17 protein-coding genes and 2 tRNA genes are annotated in these 18,255 nt (G+C 71.8%); 11 read left to right on the top strand and 8 right to left on the bottom strand.

The window, feature by feature from the left end; translation table 11 throughout:
- Positions 1 to 162 precede the first annotated feature (162 nt).
- From SM452_RS01520 to SM452_RS01510, 3 genes are all read right to left on the bottom strand, one after another.
- Positions 163 to 432 (bottom strand): hypothetical protein, encoded by a 270-nt coding sequence (locus tag SM452_RS01520; RefSeq protein ID WP_262013970.1) that lies wholly within the window; start codon positions 430 to 432, stop codon positions 163 to 165.
- Positions 433 to 628: 196 nt separating this feature from the next.
- Complete coding sequence (locus tag SM452_RS01515) at positions 629 to 868, bottom strand: DUF397 domain-containing protein (protein WP_194800470.1); 240 nt, start codon at positions 866 to 868, stop codon at positions 629 to 631.
- Between the two features lie 71 nt (positions 869 to 939).
- Complete coding sequence (locus tag SM452_RS01510; RefSeq protein ID WP_355512325.1) at positions 940 to 1,920, bottom strand: helix-turn-helix domain-containing protein; 981 nt, start codon at positions 1,918 to 1,920, stop codon at positions 940 to 942.
- 42 nt (positions 1,921 to 1,962) lie between these two features.
- Here SM452_RS01510 and SM452_RS01505 point away from each other — a divergent pair, with 42 nt between their 5' ends.
- Positions 1,963 to 3,321 carry an MFS transporter gene (locus SM452_RS01505; RefSeq protein WP_355512335.1) on the top strand — a complete coding sequence of 453 codons (1,359 nt, stop codon included), beginning with the start codon at positions 1,963 to 1,965 and terminating at the stop codon, positions 3,319 to 3,321.
- Between the two features lie 57 nt (positions 3,322 to 3,378).
- Here the strand turns inward: SM452_RS01505 and SM452_RS01500 are convergent, their stop codons facing one another.
- Positions 3,379 to 3,621, bottom strand: a complete 243-nt coding sequence (locus SM452_RS01500) for a mycoredoxin (RefSeq protein WP_091422205.1) — start codon at positions 3,619 to 3,621, stop codon at positions 3,379 to 3,381.
- Positions 3,622 to 3,712: 91 nt separating this feature from the next.
- Between SM452_RS01500 and SM452_RS01495 the strand changes: the two genes are divergently transcribed.
- The 3 genes from SM452_RS01495 to SM452_RS01485 all read left to right on the top strand — a co-directional run bounded on the left by SM452_RS01495 (position 3,713) and on the right by SM452_RS01485 (position 6,718).
- Positions 3,713 to 5,836: an ATP-dependent DNA helicase UvrD2 gene (locus tag SM452_RS01495; RefSeq protein WP_355512323.1), complete on the top strand. Its 2,124-nt coding sequence runs from the start codon at positions 3,713 to 3,715 to the stop codon at positions 5,834 to 5,836.
- Positions 5,837 to 5,965: 129 nt separating this feature from the next.
- Positions 5,966 to 6,220: a hypothetical protein gene (locus tag SM452_RS01490; RefSeq protein ID WP_262013967.1), complete on the top strand. Its 255-nt coding sequence runs from the start codon at positions 5,966 to 5,968 to the stop codon at positions 6,218 to 6,220.
- A gap of 132 nt (positions 6,221 to 6,352) precedes the next feature.
- Positions 6,353 to 6,718 carry a WhiB family transcriptional regulator gene (locus tag SM452_RS01485; protein ID WP_194800474.1) on the top strand — a complete coding sequence of 122 codons (366 nt, stop codon included), beginning with the start codon at positions 6,353 to 6,355 and terminating at the stop codon, positions 6,716 to 6,718.
- 332 nt (positions 6,719 to 7,050) lie between these two features.
- Here SM452_RS01485 and SM452_RS01480 read toward each other — a convergent pair whose 3' ends face one another.
- The 3 genes from SM452_RS01480 to SM452_RS01470 all read right to left on the bottom strand — a co-directional run bounded on the left by SM452_RS01480 (position 7,051) and on the right by SM452_RS01470 (position 9,866).
- On the bottom strand, positions 7,051 to 8,397 hold the full coding sequence (locus SM452_RS01480) for an ABC1 kinase family protein (RefSeq protein WP_135241920.1): 1,347 nt from the start codon (positions 8,395 to 8,397) through the stop codon (positions 7,051 to 7,053).
- Between the two features lie 10 nt (positions 8,398 to 8,407).
- Positions 8,408 to 9,520, bottom strand: coding sequence for a TOMM precursor leader peptide-binding protein (locus SM452_RS01475; RefSeq protein ID WP_463839187.1), 1,113 nt, complete (start codon positions 9,518 to 9,520; stop codon positions 8,408 to 8,410).
- A gap of 178 nt (positions 9,521 to 9,698) precedes the next feature.
- Positions 9,699 to 9,866, bottom strand: a complete 168-nt coding sequence (locus SM452_RS01470; protein ID WP_007464795.1) for a DUF5679 domain-containing protein — start codon at positions 9,864 to 9,866, stop codon at positions 9,699 to 9,701.
- 474 nt (positions 9,867 to 10,340) lie between these two features.
- On the opposite strand from SM452_RS01470, the gene SM452_RS01465 reads away from it, so the two are divergent.
- Both SM452_RS01465 and SM452_RS01460 read left to right on the top strand, forming a co-directional pair.
- On the top strand, positions 10,341 to 10,862 hold the full coding sequence (locus SM452_RS01465) for a M48 metallopeptidase family protein (RefSeq protein WP_262013965.1): 522 nt from the start codon (positions 10,341 to 10,343) through the stop codon (positions 10,860 to 10,862).
- A gap of 117 nt (positions 10,863 to 10,979) precedes the next feature.
- Positions 10,980 to 11,606, top strand: a complete 627-nt coding sequence (locus SM452_RS01460) for a hypothetical protein (protein WP_355512316.1) — start codon at positions 10,980 to 10,982, stop codon at positions 11,604 to 11,606.
- A 141-nt stretch (positions 11,607 to 11,747) separates the two neighbouring features.
- Here SM452_RS01460 and SM452_RS01455 read toward each other — a convergent pair whose 3' ends face one another.
- On the bottom strand, positions 11,748 to 13,019 hold the full coding sequence (locus SM452_RS01455) for a zinc-dependent metalloprotease (RefSeq protein WP_091423230.1): 1,272 nt from the start codon (positions 13,017 to 13,019) through the stop codon (positions 11,748 to 11,750).
- Between the two features lie 115 nt (positions 13,020 to 13,134).
- On the opposite strand from SM452_RS01455, the gene SM452_RS01450 reads away from it, so the two are divergent.
- The 5 genes from SM452_RS01450 (at position 13,135) to SM452_RS01430 (ending at position 18,249) form a co-directional block, all read left to right on the top strand.
- Positions 13,135 to 14,148, top strand: coding sequence for a YlbL family protein (locus SM452_RS01450; protein WP_194800479.1), 1,014 nt, complete (start codon positions 13,135 to 13,137; stop codon positions 14,146 to 14,148).
- A gap of 127 nt (positions 14,149 to 14,275) precedes the next feature.
- Positions 14,276 to 17,272, top strand: coding sequence for a UPF0182 family membrane protein (locus SM452_RS01445; RefSeq protein WP_262013963.1), 2,997 nt, complete (start codon positions 14,276 to 14,278; stop codon positions 17,270 to 17,272).
- 171 nt (positions 17,273 to 17,443) lie between these two features.
- Positions 17,444 to 17,517, top strand: a tRNA-Met gene (locus tag SM452_RS01440).
- A gap of 303 nt (positions 17,518 to 17,820) precedes the next feature.
- Positions 17,821 to 17,894 (top strand) — tRNA-Met (locus SM452_RS01435).
- Positions 17,895 to 18,000: 106 nt separating this feature from the next.
- A complete protein-coding gene (locus SM452_RS01430) occupies positions 18,001 to 18,249 on the top strand; it encodes a hypothetical protein (RefSeq protein ID WP_210900112.1) in 249 nt (82 codons plus the stop codon).
- Positions 18,250 to 18,255 lie beyond the last annotated feature (6 nt).

The raw sequence follows: 18,255 nt of genomic DNA, 5'->3' as shown, positions 1-18,255 counted from the left end.
CGGGCGGACTCGGGCCGGGTGGGCCTGGGGCGGGGACGCGGCCCCGACCCGGACCGTCGTTGCCGCGACGGTCGCGGGCCGGGAACACGTGCCGTCGAGGCCGGGTGAGGCGGGAAAACGGCGGGGGAGGCCGGTCCGGCCACGACGGACGTCAGCGTCCGGTCATCCACCGTCCCAGCGGTACGGGTGCCCGGGGGTGGGTTCCGCGATCGGCAGCACCTTGACCCGGTGCCGGCCCGCGCGTACCGCACCGACGGCGGACAGTGCGCGGGCGAGCAGGAGTGCGGCGTCCCGGTCCTCGGCGTGGACGACCTGGCGGCGGGGTTCGGGCGTGCACGTCTCGTCCCGCAGGCGGCCTCCGCCGGCCCAGGCGGCGGCGATGTCGGCGTCGGCGGCGGTGCGGATCTCGGTGCGGACGATCAGGAACCGCATGGTGTCCCCCGGACAATCGGCGGTTACACGCTGGAACTTCCACGTCACTCCCGCGTCATGTTACGCCGATGTGTCCGCCCGGCAAGGGGAACGCGCCAGCTCGACCGATCGGGGGATCCCAGGTCAGCACCGTTGTCGGGGATGGACGCGCGAGGGGCCGCCGGCTCGCGCCGACGGCCCCCCGTGGTTCGCCGGATCAGTCCAGATCGAACTGACCGCTCTTCGTGCCGGCGAGGAAGCCGAGCCAACCGGCCCGGTCGAACAGCAGGACCGGTCCGCTCGGGTCCTTGCTGTCCCGCAGCGCCACGGTGCCCGGCCCGGAGCCGAGCGGTGCGACCTCCACGCAGTTGGAGGTCTGGCTGCGGGTGCTCTTGCGCCAGGCGGCGCCGGCGAGCCGTCCCGAGCGGGCGGTCGTGCTGGTGTGGATCTCGTTCATGGTGCTTGCTCCTGGTGAGGTGCTCCGATGGGACCGAGCGACGCCGGAGCGCGGGCGGTGTCCGTGCCGGATCACCGTTCCGTGGTGAGGCGCCCCGAGTCCCGGCGACGCTGGGCCGGCGCCGTTGCCGGCCCGTACGCCACCGTGGACTCGACTGCCGTGCCGGTCAGCCGTCCCGTCGCCTCGATCAACCAGGAGAGGGTGTCCGATGCGGAGAGTGCCGACGAGCATAGCCACTCGAACACCACTTTATAGCGATTTAGGGTGTTTGCCTCGGTCGACATGACGTCGGTGAACCCACCTTCGATGGCGAGTGTCTCCGGATCGAGGGGATCGGCGAACCGGTAGACCGAGAACGCGGTCGGCGGAAGGTACCAGTCACCGACCCGGGTGTCCCGCAGCAGCAGACGCAGCGTCACGTTCGGCAGCAGCGCCATCTCGCACAGGTGGACGAGCTGTTCGTGCAGCACCTCCGGCGGCCCGGCCCGGCGGCCGAGCGCCGCCTCCTCCAGCACCGCCGTGTAGCGGGGAACGTCGGGGGAGCGGGTCAGCAGCGACTGGCGGGCCTGCCGCGCGCGTACCTCGGTCTCGGGATCCTCTGTCTCCGGGTCGCCGGCCTCGGCGGCGACCTGCGCGGCGGACATGATCCGGTGCCGGGCGTACCCGGGCGTCTGCAGCAGCCCCGGCACCAGCACCGGGTTGTACTCGGAGATCTCCGCGCAACCCGCCTCCAGCTCGGCGAAGGCGCGCTGCTGCTGGGTCATCACCGGGAAGTTGCGCAGCCAGCCGCGCATGTCGCCGGCCTCGTGGGTGATCCCGGTCAGCTCCGCGCGCTGCTCCTCGTCGGCGCCGTAGAGCGTCAGCAACACGTCCACGTCGTCCGGGTCGGGGCGGCTGCGGCCGTTCTCCAGACGGGACAACTTGGATGCGGATGCCCAGCCGATCCGCTCGATGACCTGGTCACCGGTCAGACCGGCCTGTTCGCGGAGCCGACGCAGCTCGATGCCGAGGCGACGACGGCGCAGAATCGGGCCTGGTGCGGCAGGAGGCACGGCGTCCTCTTTCCCGTCGACCGTCGCTTGACGCGACGGTAACTGTATGAAATTCGCCCCCCACGGTCAGTATGGACGGCGCGACCGGCGTCGGAGGCTCCGGCACGGGCGTGTCACGAGACAAAAAGAGGACCGTGGAGGGACCTGATGCGCACCGTCCTGCGCCGCCCCGACTTCCGTCTCCTGTTCGCCGCGCTCGTCGCGAGCATGGCGGCGGAGTCGGTCCTGCTGCTCGCCCTGGCCGTCTGGGTCAAGGACCTGACCGGCTCGGACAGCATGGCCGGGGCGACCATCTTCGCGGTCATCGCGCCGATGGCGCTCGCCCCGCTGGTCGGCTGGGTGGTCGACCGCTACCGCAGGCGGCAGTTCTTCATCGCCGCCAACCTGGTCGCGGCAGTGCTGCTCGGCCCGCTGCTCATGGTCCGGGACAGGTCCGACGTCTGGGTGATCTACGTGGTCGCCGCGCTCTACGGGCTGTCGTACATCACGCTCACCGCCGTACTCAACGGACTGATCCGGCACCTGGTTCCGCCCGACCTGCTCGCCGACGCGAACGGGCTGCTCCAGACCGTTCGGCAGGGCCTGCGGCTGATCGGGCCGCTGGCCGGGGCGGGCGTGTACGCCGCCGTGGGCGGCTGGCTGCTGGTCCTGCTCGCCATGACCGGCTTCGTCACCGCGGCGGCGGTGGTCGCGCGGCTGCGCGTGGAGGAGGGCACGCCGGCACGGCCCGATCGGCGCGGGCCGTCCGAACTGGGTGCGGGGCTGCGCCACCTGACCGGCGAACCGGCGCTGCGCCGGGCGCTGCTCGGGTACGGGCTGGGCTCGCTGGTGATGGGTTTCACCGAGTCGCTGATCTTCGCGTACGTCGATCTGGGCCTGCACCGCGACGCCGCGTTCGTCGGCGTGCTGGTCATGGTGCAGGGCGTCGGCGGGCTGGTCGGCGGCCTGTTCTCGGCCGCAGTGGTCCGCCGGTTCGGCGAGGTCGGCGCGCTCGCGGCGGGCGTGACGTTCTTCGGACCGGCCGCGCTGGCGCTGGCGTACCCCCGGTTGTGGCTCGGGGTGGTGGCGCTGCTGCTGGCCGGCCTGTCGCTGCCGCTGACCATGGTGGGGTTGAACACGCTGATCCAGCGGCGGACGCCGCCGCGGCTGCTCGGCCGGGTCACCGCCGCGTCCGAGGCCCTGGTCAGCGGGCCGCAGGCGCTCTCCATCGGCACCGGCGCGCTGCTCGTCGGCGTGTTCGACTACCGGCTGCTGTTCGCCCTCGTCGGTGCCGTCACCACGGCAGCCGGCCTCTACCTGTGGCGGGGCCGCGGACTGACCGCGCCGGTCGCCGTGCCGGTACGGATCCCGTCACCACGCCGGCCGGCCGACGACGGGGTGCTCAGCCGCGGAGGCTCCTGACCGACGGCGAACGGCCGCACCCGGATCGGGTACGGCCGCTCGTGGTGTCGCGGGAGATCAGCCGGGCAGCGCCGCGAGGTGCTGCTTGACCTGGGTGATCGAGGGGTTGGTCAGGGCGCTGCCGTCGGCGAAGCGCAGCGTCGGGACGGTCTGGTTGCCGCCGTTGACGCTCATCACGAAGTCCGCGGCCGCCGGGTCCTGCTCGATGTCGACCACCTCGTACGCGATGCCCTCCCGGTCGAGCTGCGACTTCAGCCGGTGGCAGTAGCCGCACCACGGGGTGGAATACATCGTCAGCATGGTCTGATCCTCCAAGGGGTGACTCGCGCCCGGTCCGATCAGGCCAGGCTAACCGCTGCAACGTCACACGATGCTGGGATGATTCCCTGCTGTGGGCGTTCACTCAGCGGCGGAACGGGTGCTGGCCGGGCTGGATCCGGAGCAGCGCTCAGCGGTGACCGCCCCGGCCGGCCCGGTCTGCATCCTGGCCGGCGCCGGCACCGGCAAGACCCGGGCGGTGACCTCGCGGATCGCGTACCGGGCGCTGACCGGCGACATCGCCGGCCGGCACGTGCTGGCGGTCACGTTCACCGCCCGTGCCGCCGCCGAGATGCGCAGCCGGCTCGGCGTGCTCGGGGTGCAGGGGGTGCAGGCGCGCACCTTCCACGCCGCGGCGCTGCGGCAGGTCCGCTACTTCGCGCCCCGGCTGCTGGCCGGGCGGGCCATGCCGGAGCTGCTGGACAGCAAGGTGCGGGTGGTCACGCTCGCCGCCGCCAAGGTCGGCCTGCGCGCCGACCGGGCCGCCGCGCGGGACCTGTCCGCCGAGATCGAGTGGGCCAAGTCGTCGCTTGTCGAGCCCGGGGAATACGTGGTCGCCGCGGCCAAGGCGCTGCGCGAGACGCCGTACGAGCCGGCCCGGGTGGCGGACGTGTTCGACGCGTACGAGCGGCTCAAGCGCGGCAACGGGGTGATCGACTTCGAGGACATGCTGCGCGCCGCCGTCTGGGGCATCGAGGAGCACCCGGACGTCGCCGAGCAGGTGCGCAACCAGTACCGGCACTTCGTGGTCGACGAGTACCAGGACGTCAACCCGCTCCAGCAGCGGCTGCTGGAGGCGTGGCTGGGCGGCCGGGACGACCTGACTGTGGTCGGCGACGCCAGCCAGACGATCTACTCGTTCACCGGCGCCACCTCGTCGTACCTGGTCGACTTCCCCCGCCTGCACCGGGGCGCGACAGTGGTCCGGCTGGTCCGCGACTACCGCTCCACCCCGCAGGTGGTCGGGCTCGCCAACGCGGTGATCTCGCAGGCCCGGGGCACCGAGGCGCGGCTGCGGCTGGAGCTGCACGGCCAGCGCCGGCCCGGCCCGGAACCGGACCTGCGGATCTTCACCGACGAGCCGGCCGAGGCGAACGCGGTCGCCGCCCGATGCCGGGCGCTCGTCGCGGCCGGCACCCCGGCCCGGGAGATCGCGGTGCTGTTCCGCACCAACGCGCAGTCCGAGGCGTACGAGAAGGCGCTCTCCGAGGCCGGGGTGCCGTACGTGCTCCAGGGCGCGGAGCGGTTCTTCGAACGGCCCGAGGTGCGCCAGGCGATGATCGCGTTGCGCGCCGCCACCCGGTCGGCCGACGCGGGGACCCCGCTGCCGGCCGCCGTGGTCGAGGCGCTCACCGCCGTCGGCTGGGCGCCCGACGCGCCCCCGCCGGGCGGCGCCGCCCGCGAGCGGTGGGAGGCGCTCGCCGCGCTGGTCCAGCTCGCCGAGGAGTACGCGGCGCAGGCCGAGGAGGAACCGGGCCTGACCGGGTTCACCGAGGAACTCGCCCGGCGGGCCGCCCAGCAGCACGTGCCCACAGTCGAGGGCGTGACGCTCGCGTCGCTGCACTCGGCGAAGGGGCTGGAGTGGGACGCGGTGTTCCTGGTCGGGCTGGCCGAGGGCACGCTGCCCACCACGTACGCGAAGACGATGGAGCAGGTCGAGGAGGAACGGCGGCTGCTCTACGTCGGGATCACCCGGGCCCGGGAGTGGCTCTGGCTGTCGTACGCCACGGCCCGCTCGCCGGGTGGCCGGGCCCGGCGGCCGTCGCGGTTCCTGCCGCAGCTCGACCGCTCCGGCGGCGGTGAGCGGGCCGGCGGCGCCGGGCCGGCGCGGCGGGCCGAGCGGCGCCGGCCGCAGGTGGTCTCCTGCCGGATCTGCGGCGCCACGCTGCTCGCCGGCGCGGACCGCAAACTGGGCCGCTGCCCGACCTGCCCGTCCGACATCGACGAGGAGCTGTACGAGCGGCTGCGCGAGTGGCGGCAGCGGGTGGCGGGCGCCCAGAAGGTGCCGGCGTACGTGGTCTTCACCGACGCCACGCTCACCGCGCTGGCCGAGCGGAAGCCCGGCCGCACCGAGGAACTGGTGGCGATCGCCGGGATCGGGCCCCGAAAAGTCGGGCTTTACGGGGATACGGTGCTCGCCCTGGTGGCCGGTGCCACGGTGGACGACGTCTGCTCACAGAAAACTTCTGAAAACTAGCCGTAAATCGTTTGCCCTCCCCCGAGGGCGAGGAATAGCCTCATGACACACCTCGCGAGCGGCGCCGTTCTGGCTGCTCAAGAGGGATGAGTCCACGGTCGGCACGAGGAGAGTAGGGAGGTGGCACCAGTGAAGATCTTCAACTATGAGCGTCTCGCGGCGATGCCGTCTGCCGTCGCTCCGCTGTCGGCCGTCCGGGTGGCCCTCGCTGCTCGACCGTCGGCTCCGCAGGTGCACCAGGTCCCGGTTCAGGCCGAGCTGAACCTGACCGTTGCGCCGATCGCCGGAGTCGAGGGGACCAGTGGCTTCGCGGGCAAGGGCATCGATGGCGCCAAGAAGCGCACGGATGTCCGCGGTGTTCCACCTCGAGGTAGACCGGTCTGATCCATCAGACCACCGGCTCACCTCGAGGCCGCGGAACCCGCATACCGGGATCCGCGGCCTCAGTTTTTTGTCCCGCCGAAGTACGTCGGAATGCGATCCACGAGATCGAAGTGAGAGAGAGGTGACCGGAGGATGAGTCTGGCGTTGGCCCCCCTCGACGTGAGCGTCGACGTGGAGGCGAACCTGCCCTGCCGGAAGTTCGACCCCGACCTGTGGTTCTCCGACTCGCCCGCCGAGCTCGAGCTGGCCAAGTCGCTCTGCGGGGACTGCCCGCTGCGCGTCGAGTGCCTGGCCGGGGCGGTGGAGCGAGCCGAGCCCTGGGGCGTCTGGGGCGGCGAGATCTTCGAGCGTGGCGCGGTCGTCCCGCGCAAGCGGCCCCGTGGCCGTCCGCGCAAGGAGGACCTCGCCCGTGACGCGCAGCTCCGGGTCGAGGCGGAGGCGCGACTGGCGGCCAGCGGGCTGTCCGAGTCGCGGAACTCCGTCCGGCTGGCAGCCTGACACACCTACGTTCCGAAACCGACCGATGCCGGTGTCCCTCCACCGGCCGACCTGAAAGAGAAACCCTGATGCTGAACCTGCCGAACGGATTCGAGATGCAACTACTCCACGAAGCGTTGTCCAGGGCTCGAATGCGCCGGCCTCAGGCCGGTCGCACCACCACGAGCACTGAGGCAACCCGTTCCGCCCGTACCGTCGCCATGCGGAGTCGCAGCCAGTCGGCCCGCGACCTGGGCGTTCTGTAGAACGATCGTGAGGAAGGGGCGGTGACCTAGTCGGTCACCGCCCCTTCGCCGTGCTCGTGGCCGGCCCGCTCGCCGGCCGGCCTGCGCTCAGGCCACCGGCGCGAAGCCCGGCAGCCAGCGTTCCAGGATCGACCGGTAGGACGCCTTCGCCTCCAACTGGCAGAGCACCCCGATCGACCCCAGCGTGACCCGGTGGATCATCAGGTACGACGGCGGCAGGTTGAGCTGCCGGCTGAGCTGGTAGGCGGGCGAGCGCGGGCTGGCCAGCCGGGTCGCCTCGGCGCGCAGCCACGCCCGGGTGAAACGGAACTCGTCGGCGGCGATCGGCTCCAGCATCGGACGCAGGAAGTCGAGCACGGCCGGGGCGTCGATCGACTCGGTACGGCTGACGAAGCCCTCGGCGCGCAGCCCCTCCACCACACCGTCGGCGTCCTCGCGCAGCGCCAGCGCCGCGATCCGGCCGATCGGCTCGGGCGTGCCCTGCGGCATCCGGGCCACCGCCCCGAAGTCGATCACGCCGAGCCGGCCGTCCGGGAGCAGCCGGAAGTTGCCCGGGTGCGGGTCGGCGTGCAGCAGACCGGCCCGCTCCGGCGCGGACAGGTGCAGTTCGGCCATCAGCCGGCCGGCCTCGTTGCGCTGCTCCTCGGTGCCCTCCCGGATGATCTGCGACAGCGGGATGCCCTCCACCCACTCGGTGATCAGCACCCGCGGCGCGGCGTCGAGCACCTCCGGGATGAAGATGTCCGGGTCGTCGGCGTACGCGGCCGCGAACGCCCGCTGCGACTCCGCCTCCAGCTCGTAGTCCAGCTCCTCGGTGATGCGCTCGCGCAGCTCGGCCAGCAGCGGCTTGACGTCCAGCCCCGGCTGGATGGCCCGGAACATGCCGCCCAGCCGGGAGAGCTGCTTGAGGTCGGCGAGCAGGGCGTCACCGGCACCCGGGTACTGGATTTTCACGGCCACGTCCCGGTGCCGGGGACCCCCCTCCGCTTCGTACCCCGGATCGCGCCAGACCGCCCGGTGCACCTGGCCGATGCTGGCCGCGGCGGCCGGCGTGTCGTCGAACTCGACGAACCGGTCGCGCCAGTCCGGGCCGAGCTGCTCGGCGAGCACCTTGTGCACTGTCGCCGCCGGCAGCGGCGGCGCGGCCTCCTGAAGCTTGGTGAGCGCCTGCCGGTAGGGCGCGGCGACCTCCTCGGGCAACGCCGCCTCGAACACCGACAGGGCCTGGCCGAACTTCATCGCCCCGCCCTTGAGCTGCCCGAGCACGCTGAACAACTGCTCGGCGGTGCGCTGCTGGATCTCGGCGGAGATGACGTCGGACGCGAGGCCGGTCACCCGCTTGCCCATGCCGAGGACGGTTCGACCGGCGAACCCGAGCGGCAGAGCGGCGAGTTTGGCGGTGCGGGACACGGCCCGGCGCGGGATGTCGGTCACCCGGCCATTGTTACCGACGCGGGGCCTCCGCTGCTGCCGTGCGGCGGGTAGTGGCCGGGGCCGACCGGATCGGGCGACGCCGGCAGCAACCGCAGGAGGGGTGCGGCGGCCACCGTCGGTAGCGGACCCGGCCCGGCCCGCGGATCTCCACCGCGCCGCCGAGCGTCTCCGGCTGGGCGCCGTCGAGCTGGGCCAGCACCTCGGCCGTCGCGAAGGCCGCCGCGGCGAGCCGGGTGGCGGCGGCGCAGGCCCGCTCGCCCCGGTCGGCGGCGAGCTGGGCGGCCAGCGCGGGCCAGTCCGGATCCCGGTCGCCCCGGTGCAGGTCGAGGCAGCGCAGGCAGGGACCGACGGGCGGGCGGACCAGCGGGCCGATCACCGGTACGCCGCCGCGCAGGTCGAGCAGCAGGTGCGGCTGGCGCCGGCGGGCGTACCCGGTGGCCAGCAGCTCGGCCGGACGGTCGACGCCGAGCTGCACCACCAGGTCCGGCCGGGCCGCCCGCGACGGGACGGTGACCGTTCCGGGCGCGCACCGCTCCAGCGCCGCGCGTACCGCGAGGGCCAGCGGCCGGCCCAGCTCCGCGGCGGTCAGGCCGGTCCCGACCAGGTCGCCGGCGCCGACCGGGCCGGCCAGATCGGGTACGACGTGCCCGACGCCGGCCTGCGCCAGCGCGACGGTGACCGCGGCGCCGAGTCGGCCGGTGCCGGTGACCAGCACCCGGGCGTCGCGGCGGCGGCGCAGTAGCCGGGCCGGTGTGCCGGGCAGGTCGGGCGACGCGAGCGCCAGCGCGGTGGCCTCGGCGGTCAGGCGGGCCCGTGTCGTCCCGGCGAGGTCACGGGGGAGCAGTGCCTGCGCCGGCACCACCAGCCCGGCGTCCCGGAGCGTGTCGAACAGGGCGCGTGCCTCGTCGGGCGGGACCCGGGCGGCGCGCGCCTCGGCCAGCACGGCGCGTTCGCTGCGGGTGCCGTCGAGCAGGTCGAGCAGGCGGGCCGTCCCCGGCGAGGACATCTCCAGCAGCACCGCGCGGCCGGGCGGCTCGCCGAGCTGGAGCGTGTGCCGGTCGCGCCAGAGCCGGGTCAGGCCGGGGAGCAGGACGGGACGGACGAGCGGTGTCGGGTCGGTCACGCCACTGATCGTGACCGTCTCCGCGCGCTCCGTCGCTCGTTGTCCACAGGTGCGGCGAGCCGTGGCCAGCGTTGTCCACAGGTTCTCGCCGGTTTTCCACAACTAGCCGGTAACTCTGTCGGCTACACGACCGGGGAGGACGGCCGACGGCCGCCCTCCCCGGTGTCTGTCGTACGGGTCAGACCTTGGCCTTGCCCAGGATGCGGTTCACTGTTGTGCCGCACACCGGGCACTTGCCCTTGGCCATGTTCATGCCGGTCTTCGAGACCTCCACGTGCCCCTCGAAGTCCCGCTTCTCCTTGCACTTCACGCAGTAACCGTTGTAGGTCTGGGCCTGGTCGGCCACGGTAGCCTCCTCGTCTCGTCCGCCGGAGGTGTCCCGGCGGTCTCCCTGCGGCGGCCCACGCGTGGCACCGGCGCCGGGGGGTTCTCCGCGGTCAGTCACCTGACCGTGGTTGGCGGACCCTACCCAGGTACGGGCAGTTCCATGTCAGCTGTGCGCCGACTCTGTGAGCAAGTCGACGTCGAGAGTGTGCATGCCGAGTAACGTCGGATAAGTCAGTTTCGCGCGGACACGCCGGATGAATGCACCCAGATCCGCTTCGGGTGGCCCCGCCGACTGTCACTCGTCGTAGATCACTTAACGTGAACAGGGCCGGTCAGGTGATGGTCAGCTACCGTCGCAAAGAATTTTTTCCGGACTCCTGACAATCAACCGCCACTTTCCGGGCGCGTGTCGTCGTGTTGACTCTTGCGGAGTCCTGGTCAGTACGCATTAGCTTTCCATCGTGACAGTCAACCGAGGCTGCGCGGACCGGTAATGGCCGTGACGCGGAAGCCCGTCGTCGAGGTGCGGCGCAGCCAGCGTCGGCGGCGCACGGTGTCCGCGTACCGGGACGGTGAGCGCGTCGTCGTGCTGATCCCGGACCAGTTCTCCCGGGCCGAGGAGAGCGAGTGGGTCGACCGGATGCTCGCCCGGCTCGCCGCCCGGGAGGGCCGGCTGGCCCGCTCGGACGCCGAACTGCTCGCCCGCGCCACCCGCCTGATCGACCTCTACCTGACCGAACACGGGTCGGCCGCCGCTCCTGCGAGCGTCCGCTGGGTGACCAACCAGAACGGCCGCTGGGGCTCCTGTACGCCCGCCGACCGCACCATCCGGATCTCGCACCGGGTCCAGGACATGCCCGACTGGGTGATCGACTACGTGCTGCTGCACGAGCTGGCGCACCTCATCGTGCCCAGCCACAACGCCGACTTCTGGGCGCTGGTCGCCCGCTACCCCAGGTCGGAGCGTGCCCGCGGCTACCTGGAGGGCGTGGCAGCCACCGCCGCCGTCCCCTGACCACCGCCCACCGCCCACCGCGGTCGATCATGAAGTTGGCCCGGCGTCTCGTCCGCTTCGTCACCGCCAACCTCATGATCGTGAACGGACTCCGGCGGGTGGGGTTAAGGTCGGCGAATGTCGCGACGTGTGGTGGTGGCGCTGCTCGGCCCGGTGACGTGGACGCCGCCCGGAGTCGATCCGGCGCGATGGCGTACCGCGCTCGCCGAGGACGTGGTCGACCTGCTCGCCACGCTGAACGAGGTCGAGACCGCCGTCGCGGTCACCGCCCGCGACCGATGGCTGGCCGACGCGGTGGTCTGGCCCGGCACCCAGGTGTACGAGGTGCCCGAGCCGACGCCGAACGCGGTGTTCGCGGCGGTGGTAGCCGGACGGCACACGTCGAAGCCCGGTGAGGGCCAGGTCGCGGTGGTGGCGGCGGACGCGCCGGACGTGCCCGGGCTGACGCTCGGCAAGCTGCTCCGGCCGCTCACCACCCGGCCGGTGGCGGTGGCCCCGGTCGAGGGGGACGGAACCGGGCTGCTGGGAGTGGCGGCGCGACTGCCCGTACCGGCGTGGCTGCCGGCGCTGGACCTGGACGCGACCGCGCCGGCCGAGGTGCGGCGGGCGGCACCGAGCCCGGGCGACGTGGCGGTCACCGCCGGCTGGCACCGGATGCGCGGCCCCGCGGACCTGGCCGCCCTCGATCCGGCCGTCGAGGGCTGGGAGGCGACGCGCGCCCTGCTGTCCGGCCGCCCCGTCTGACACCCCGCCCGCCACGCCCCCTCCGCACGCCGCACCCACGAGGCCGCCGATTCGCCGATCTTGGAGTTGTGGCACCTTGCGGAAGCCGCATTCGGGACATCCTGGGCGCCACAACTCCAAGATCGACGGTGAGAGGCCGCGTCAGCGCTTGTCGTCGTCCTCGCCGGGGGACTTCTCCTCCGGGGCGCCGGGGGCGGAGAAGTCGAAGTTCGCCAGCTCGTCGTCGAGATCGGTGCTCGTCGTGGCGAACGCCTCCGGGGCGGCGAAGTCGTCGTCGGAGGGCAGCAGGTCCGGGTGGCCCCAGACCGCGTCCCGCCCGGCGATGCCGCGGTGCTCGGTCAGCGCCGCCCACAGCACCGTCGCCTCACGCAGGCGGCGGGGCCGTAGTTCGAGGCCGACCAGCGCGGCGAACGTCTGCTCGGCCGGGCCACCCGCGGCACGGCGGCGGCGGAACGCCTCGCCGAGGCGTACCACGTTGGGGAGGCGGTCACCGGCGGCGCTGTCGACGACGTGGCAGACCCAGCCCTCGACCAGGGCGAGTACGGTCTCCAGCCGGGCCAGCGACGCCTTCTGGGCGGGCGTGTCCTCGGGCGTGAAGATGCCCTCCAGCGCGATCGCCTGCATCGACTCCGGGTCGGTCGGGTCGACCCGGCCCATCGCCTCCTCGATCGCCTCCCGGTTGACCCGGATGCCCGCGGCGTAGTTCTCCACCGCGGTCAGCACGTGCCCGCGCAGCCACGGCACGTGCTGGAACAGCCGCTGGTGGGCGGCCTCGCGCAGGGCCACGTAGAGGCGTACCTCGTCCTCGGGCAGCTCCAGGCCCTCGCCGTACACCTTGATGTTGGCGGGAACGAGCGCGGCGGTGCCGGCGGGGCCGAGCGGCAGGCCGATGTCACCGGCGGAGAGCACCTCGGCGGCGAGCGAGCCGAGCGCCTGGCCGAGCTGGCCGCCGAAGAGGGCGCCGCCGAGCGTGGCGACCATCGACTGCATCGGGCCGAGCTGGGCGCGGGCCTCCGGCGGCACCAGGTCGCCCATCGCGCCGACCATCCGGCTGGCCACCGGGTCGCAGAGCTTGCGCCACACGTCGAGCGTCTTGAAGATCCACTCGTTGCGGTTCCAGGCGACCGAGGTGCGGATGCCGGAGGGCCACGAGGTCGCCGGCTCCAGCCACAGGTCGGCGATGCGCAGCGCCTCCTCGACCGCGTTGCGTTCGAACGGCGACACCGCCGGGTCGCCGGCGGCGGCGAGCTGGCTGGCGGCTACCTGCCGGGCCAGGTCCCAGTTGACCGGCCCGCTGCCCGGCGCCGAGAGCAGGTGCTGCAACTGCGACATGAACTGCTGCATCGCCGCGGGATCGTTGGGGTCTGGTGGTTGACCACCCGGGAGCGCGAAGCCGAACGGAATATCAGGCACGACGTCTACGGTACGCGGGCCCTGCCGCAGGTCGTGCCACTCGGCGTTGCGCTGAGGGCGAAGTCCGCCGGTCACCGCGCCGGATGGCAGGGGACGGATCGGTACGCTCTGGCCCATGAGACGTCGCGGCGTGACCGTCCTCCTCGGTGCCCTGCTCACCGCCCTGCTCAGCATCGGCGTGCTGAGCGTGCCGCTGCCGTACGTGGTGCTCGGCCCGGGTCCGACGGTGAACACGCTGGGCAGCGAGGACGGCAAGGAGGTCATCCAGGTGACCGGCCGCGCGACGTCCACCTCCGCCGGTCAGCTCCGGCTCACCACAGTCGGTGTCCAGCCGACGGTGCGGCTGCGGTCGGCACTTGCCGGATGGTTCTCCTCGGACGAGGCGGTGGTGCCACGGGAGCTGGTCTACCCGCCGGGGGAGTCGCAGGAGGAGGTCGAGAAGCGCAACGCGGAGGACTTCCAGAACTCGCAGACCAGCGCCGAGACGGCGGCGCTGCGCGAGCTGGGCTACCCGATCAAGGTGCTGGTCAAGGCGGTCACGCCGGGCGGCCCGTCGGTCGACGTGCTGCGCCCCGACGACGTGGTCACGTCGGTCGACGGGGTGCCGGTGACGAGCGCGGCGAAGCTCACCGAGCTGATCCGGGCGAAGCCGGCGGGCACCGCGTTGACGATCGGCTACACCCGTGGCGGCACCCCGGGTACGGCCACGGTGACCAGCCGCGAGCAGGACGGCCGGCCGCGCATCGGCGTGGAGATCGACCAGCAGCAGCCGCACCCGTTCACCCTGAAGATCGATCTGGGTGACATCGGCGGGCCGAGCGCCGGACTGATGTTCTCGCTCGGCATCATCGACAAGCTGGAGCCGGCCGACCTCACCGGCGGGAAGATCATCGCCGGTACCGGCACCATCGACGACGAGGGTCGCGTCGGCCCGATCGGCGGCATCGCGCAGAAGCTGGTCGGCGCCAAGGACGCGGGCGCGAAGGCATTCCTGGTGCCCGCCGACAACTGCGCGGAGGCGGTCCGCAACCCGCAGCCGGGCCTGCCGCTGCTGAAGGTCGCCACGCTGAGTGAGGCATTGACGGCACTCGAGACGCTGCGCGCCGGGGGACAGCCGACGCGCTGCTGACGCGGGCCGGGCGGCGGTCACGGCGCGGATCGTGACGTGACCTTGACCCGACGTGCTCAGGAACACCCCGTACTCTTGGTGCCTGGTCGGAGCCGATCACATCGAGCGTGCGGAGCCAACAGTGGTCATGCGTAGCAGTCCCTTACCGAGGATGAGCCGGCGCGGACGCGTCACCATCGGTGTCCTGATCGGGGTGTTCATCTTGTTCACCCTCCTCGGGTGGGGCGTGAACGCCTGGACCGACTGGCTGTGGTTCGACGAGGTCCGCTACACCCAGGTCTTCACCGGCGTGCTCGCCACCCGCCTGCTGCTGTTCCTGGTGGTCGGCGCCGGCATGGCGCTGCTCGTCGGCGGCAACCTCTGGCTGGCCCACCGGCTGCGGCCCAAGATGCGCCCGCACTCGGCCGAGCAGGCCACCCTGGAGCGCTACCGGATGCTGCTGAGCCCCCGGCTCGGCACCTGGATCGCGCTGGCCGCCGCCGTCGTCGGGCTGTTCGCCGGCCTCTCCGCGCAGAGCCGCTGGGGCCAGTGGCTGCTGTTCCGCAACGGCGGTGACTTCGGCGTGAAGGACCCGGAGTTCGGCGTCGACGTCGGCTTCTACGTCTTCCAGCTGCCGTTCTGGCGCTACGTGCTCGGCGTCGGCTTCACCGCGGTGGTGCTGTCGCTGCTCGGCGCGCTCGCCGTGCACTACATCTTCGGCGGCGTACGCCTCCAGGGCGTCGGCGACCGGATGACGAACGCCGCCCGCGCCCACCTCAGCTCGCTGGTCGCCGTGTTCGTGCTGCTCAAGGCCGTCGCCTACGTGCTGGACCGGCGGGCCATGCTGCTGGAGTACAACGAGGGCGCCAAGCTCTACGGCGCCGGCTACGCCGACGTGAACGCGCTGCTCCCGGCGAAGGAGATCCTCGCCTGGATCTCGATCGTGGTGGCGCTGGCGATCATCGTGTTCTCCAACGCGGTCATGCGGAACCTGGTCTGGCCGGGCATCTCGCTGGCCCTGCTGGGCGTCTCCGCGGTGGCGATCGGCGGCATCTACCCGTGGGCCGTGCAGACGTTCGAGGTCAAGCCGAGCGCCCGGGACAAGGAGGCGCCGTACATCGAACGCAGCATCAAGGCCACCAGGTCCGCGTTCGGTCTCGACGGCACGAAGACCACACCGTACGCGGCCAGCAACCTCGTTCCACCCGCCAGCCTCGCCACCGACACCTCGGTGGTGTCGAACATCCGGCTGCTCGACCCGCAGCTCGTCTCCGAGACGTACACGCAGCTGCAGCAGGTCCGCGGCTTCTACGACTTCGGTTCGAAGCTGGACATCGACAGGTACTCGGTCAAGGACAAGACCTCCGACTACGTGGTCGGCGTCCGTGAGATCAACTACGGCGAGCTGACCGACCAGCAGAGCAACTGGATCAACCGCCACACCGTCTACACCCACGGGTACGGCCTGGTGGCCGCCCCGGCGAACCAGGTGGTCTGCGGCGGCCAGCCGTACTTCGTCTCCGGCTACCTCGGCGAGAAGGCGCAGGAGGCGTGCTCCTCGCCGACCGAGGAGATCCCGGCCCAGCAGCCGCGGATCTACTACGGCGAGCGGATGGAGGCGAGTGACTACGCGATCGTCGGGCAGAACGGCGACCGCAACGTCGAGTTCGACCGGCCCACCTCCACCGGCGGTGAGCAGTACTACACCTACACCGGCGAGGGCGGCGTCAAGATCGGCTCGTTCCCGCGCCGGCTGCTCTACGCGATCAAGGAGCAGGAGTCGAACTTCCTGCTCTCCGAGGCGGTCAACGAGAACTCGAAGCTGCTGTACGTGCGTAACCCGCGCGACCGGGTGGAGAAGGTCGCACCGTTCCTCACGCTCGACGGCGACCCGTACCCGGCGGTGGTGAACGGGCGCGTCCTGTGGATCATCGACGGCTACACCACGGCGGCGACCTACCCGTACGCCGAGCGGGTCAACCTCCAGGCCGAGACGACCGACGAGCTGACCGGCCGGGGCACGTTCCAGCTCGCCCGGGAGAACGTCAACTACATCCGCAACTCGGTGAAGGCGACTGTCGACGCGTACGACGGCACGGTCAAGCTCTACTCGTACGACGACACCGACCCGGTGCTCAAGGCGTGGAACAAGGCGTTCGGCGGTGATCTGGTGCTGCCCAAGGGCGACATCCCGGCCGAGTTGGCCGAGCACTTCCGCTACCCGGCCGACCTGTTCAAGGTGCAGCGCAACCTGCTGACCAAGTTCCACGTCACCGACCCCGGCGACTTCTACTCCGGCCAGGACTTCTGGCAGGTGCCGAACGTGCCGGACGCGCCGGACAGCGGGCAGAAGCAGCCGCCGTACTACCTGTTCACCCAGTTCCCCGGGCAGGACGGGCCACGCTTCCAGCTGACCTCGGCGGTGACTCCGAACGGCCGGCAGAACCTCGCGGCGCTGGTCTCCGGGTCGTACGTCGACGGGCAGCCGAAGCTGGAGGTGCTGGAGCTGCCGGACCAGACCCGGATCTCCGGTCCGACGCAGGTGCACCAGCAGATGACCAACAACGGCGACATCCGGCAGCAGCTGAACCTGCTCTCCTCGAACCAGGCGCAGGTGCAGTACGGCAACCTGCTGTCGCTGCCGTTCGCCGACGGCATGCTCTACGTCGAGCCGGTGTACGTGAAGAGCAGCAGCCAGGACGCGTACCCGCTGTTGCAGAAGGTGCTGCTCTCCTACGGTGACGGCGGCTCGTACGTGGTGCTCGCCAACAACCTCGGCGACGGCATCAAGCAGCTCGTCGAGCAGGGCAAGCGGGCACCGAACAACAACCCGCCGCCCAGCACCGACGACAACCCGACGCCCACGCCGTCGCCGTCGCCGACCGGGGGTGACAACAACACGCCGCCGATGAGCGGGGAGCTGGCCCAGGCGGCCGCCCGGGTACAGACCGCGATCGGCGAGGTCAAGGCCGCGCAGGCGTCCGGCGACTTCGAGCGGTACGGACGTGCGCTGAAGGCGCTGGACGAGGCGATGAGCGCGTTCCAGCAGGCCCAGGCCGCGGCGAACGGCTCGGGCAACCCGGCGCCGTCGGGCAGCGTCTCGCCACCGGCGCCGACGTCACCCGCGCCGTCACCGGGCGGCTGACGCCGAACTGACACCACGAGCCCGTGGTCCGGGACCGCAACGGTCAACCGGACCACGGGCTCGTGTCGTCAAACGGACTCCCGACCACGATCCCGGACCGGGCGTTCTTCGCCCTGACCGAGTACCCGTTTTGCGCCTCCGCGGGTCGGTGCGCTACGGTTGTCGAGCCGACGCGGGGTGGAGCAGCTCGGTAGCTCGCTGGGCTCATAACCCAGAGGTCGCAGGTTCAAATCCTGTCCCCGCTACTCGTGACGAAGGCCCCGGAGTTCTCTCCGGGGCCTTCGCCGTTCTCGCGGGTGTCCTACGCACCCATGTGCGGGTCGCACGCCATGGCCCACGGTCCGCGACCGGCCCGGCAGAAGAGAAGTCCCGAGACGCGTATGACTGTGAGTCATAGTTATGACTCTCAGTCATATCGTTTTCGACCAGAGTGTCTCGGGTTCGACCTCGCCCGGCGAGACGTCGGATCGTCGTGCGGCGCCCGAGGCGGGGATTCCGGGTACCCGGCTGATCTCCAGGAACGGAGTGCGATAAGCTTTACGAGCCGACGCGGGGTGGAGCAGCTCGGTAGCTCGCTGGGCTCATAACCCAGAGGTCGCAGGTTCAAATCCTGTCCCCGCTACTCGTGACGAAGGGCCCCGGAGTTCTCTCCGGGGCCCTTCGCCGTGTCCGGCGACATCCTCGCTGTCCGCCGTGCCCTGGTTGCGGGCCTCGGCGAGGATGGGGTCATGTCTGCATGGAACAAGTGGTGGGGCCGCCTGGGCGCGGTCCTCGGTACGGTCGTGCTGTCGGTCTTCGTGCCGGTCGCGGCCTGGGCGTCGTCCGGCACCGGCGAGATCGTGGTGGAGGCGGCGCGCCGGCGTTCCCGGGGCGGCTTCGGCTTCCTCGGCCTGCTCTGCTGCCTCGTGGTGGTCGGCGGCATCGTGCTGCTGGTGGTGCTGCTGACGCGCGGCCGCCGCAACCGGCCCCCGCGCTGATCCCCG

The sequence above is a fragment of the Micromonospora sp. SYSU B005 genome (assembly GCF_055362685.1).
This window is presented reverse-complemented; position numbering and strand designations above follow the sequence as displayed.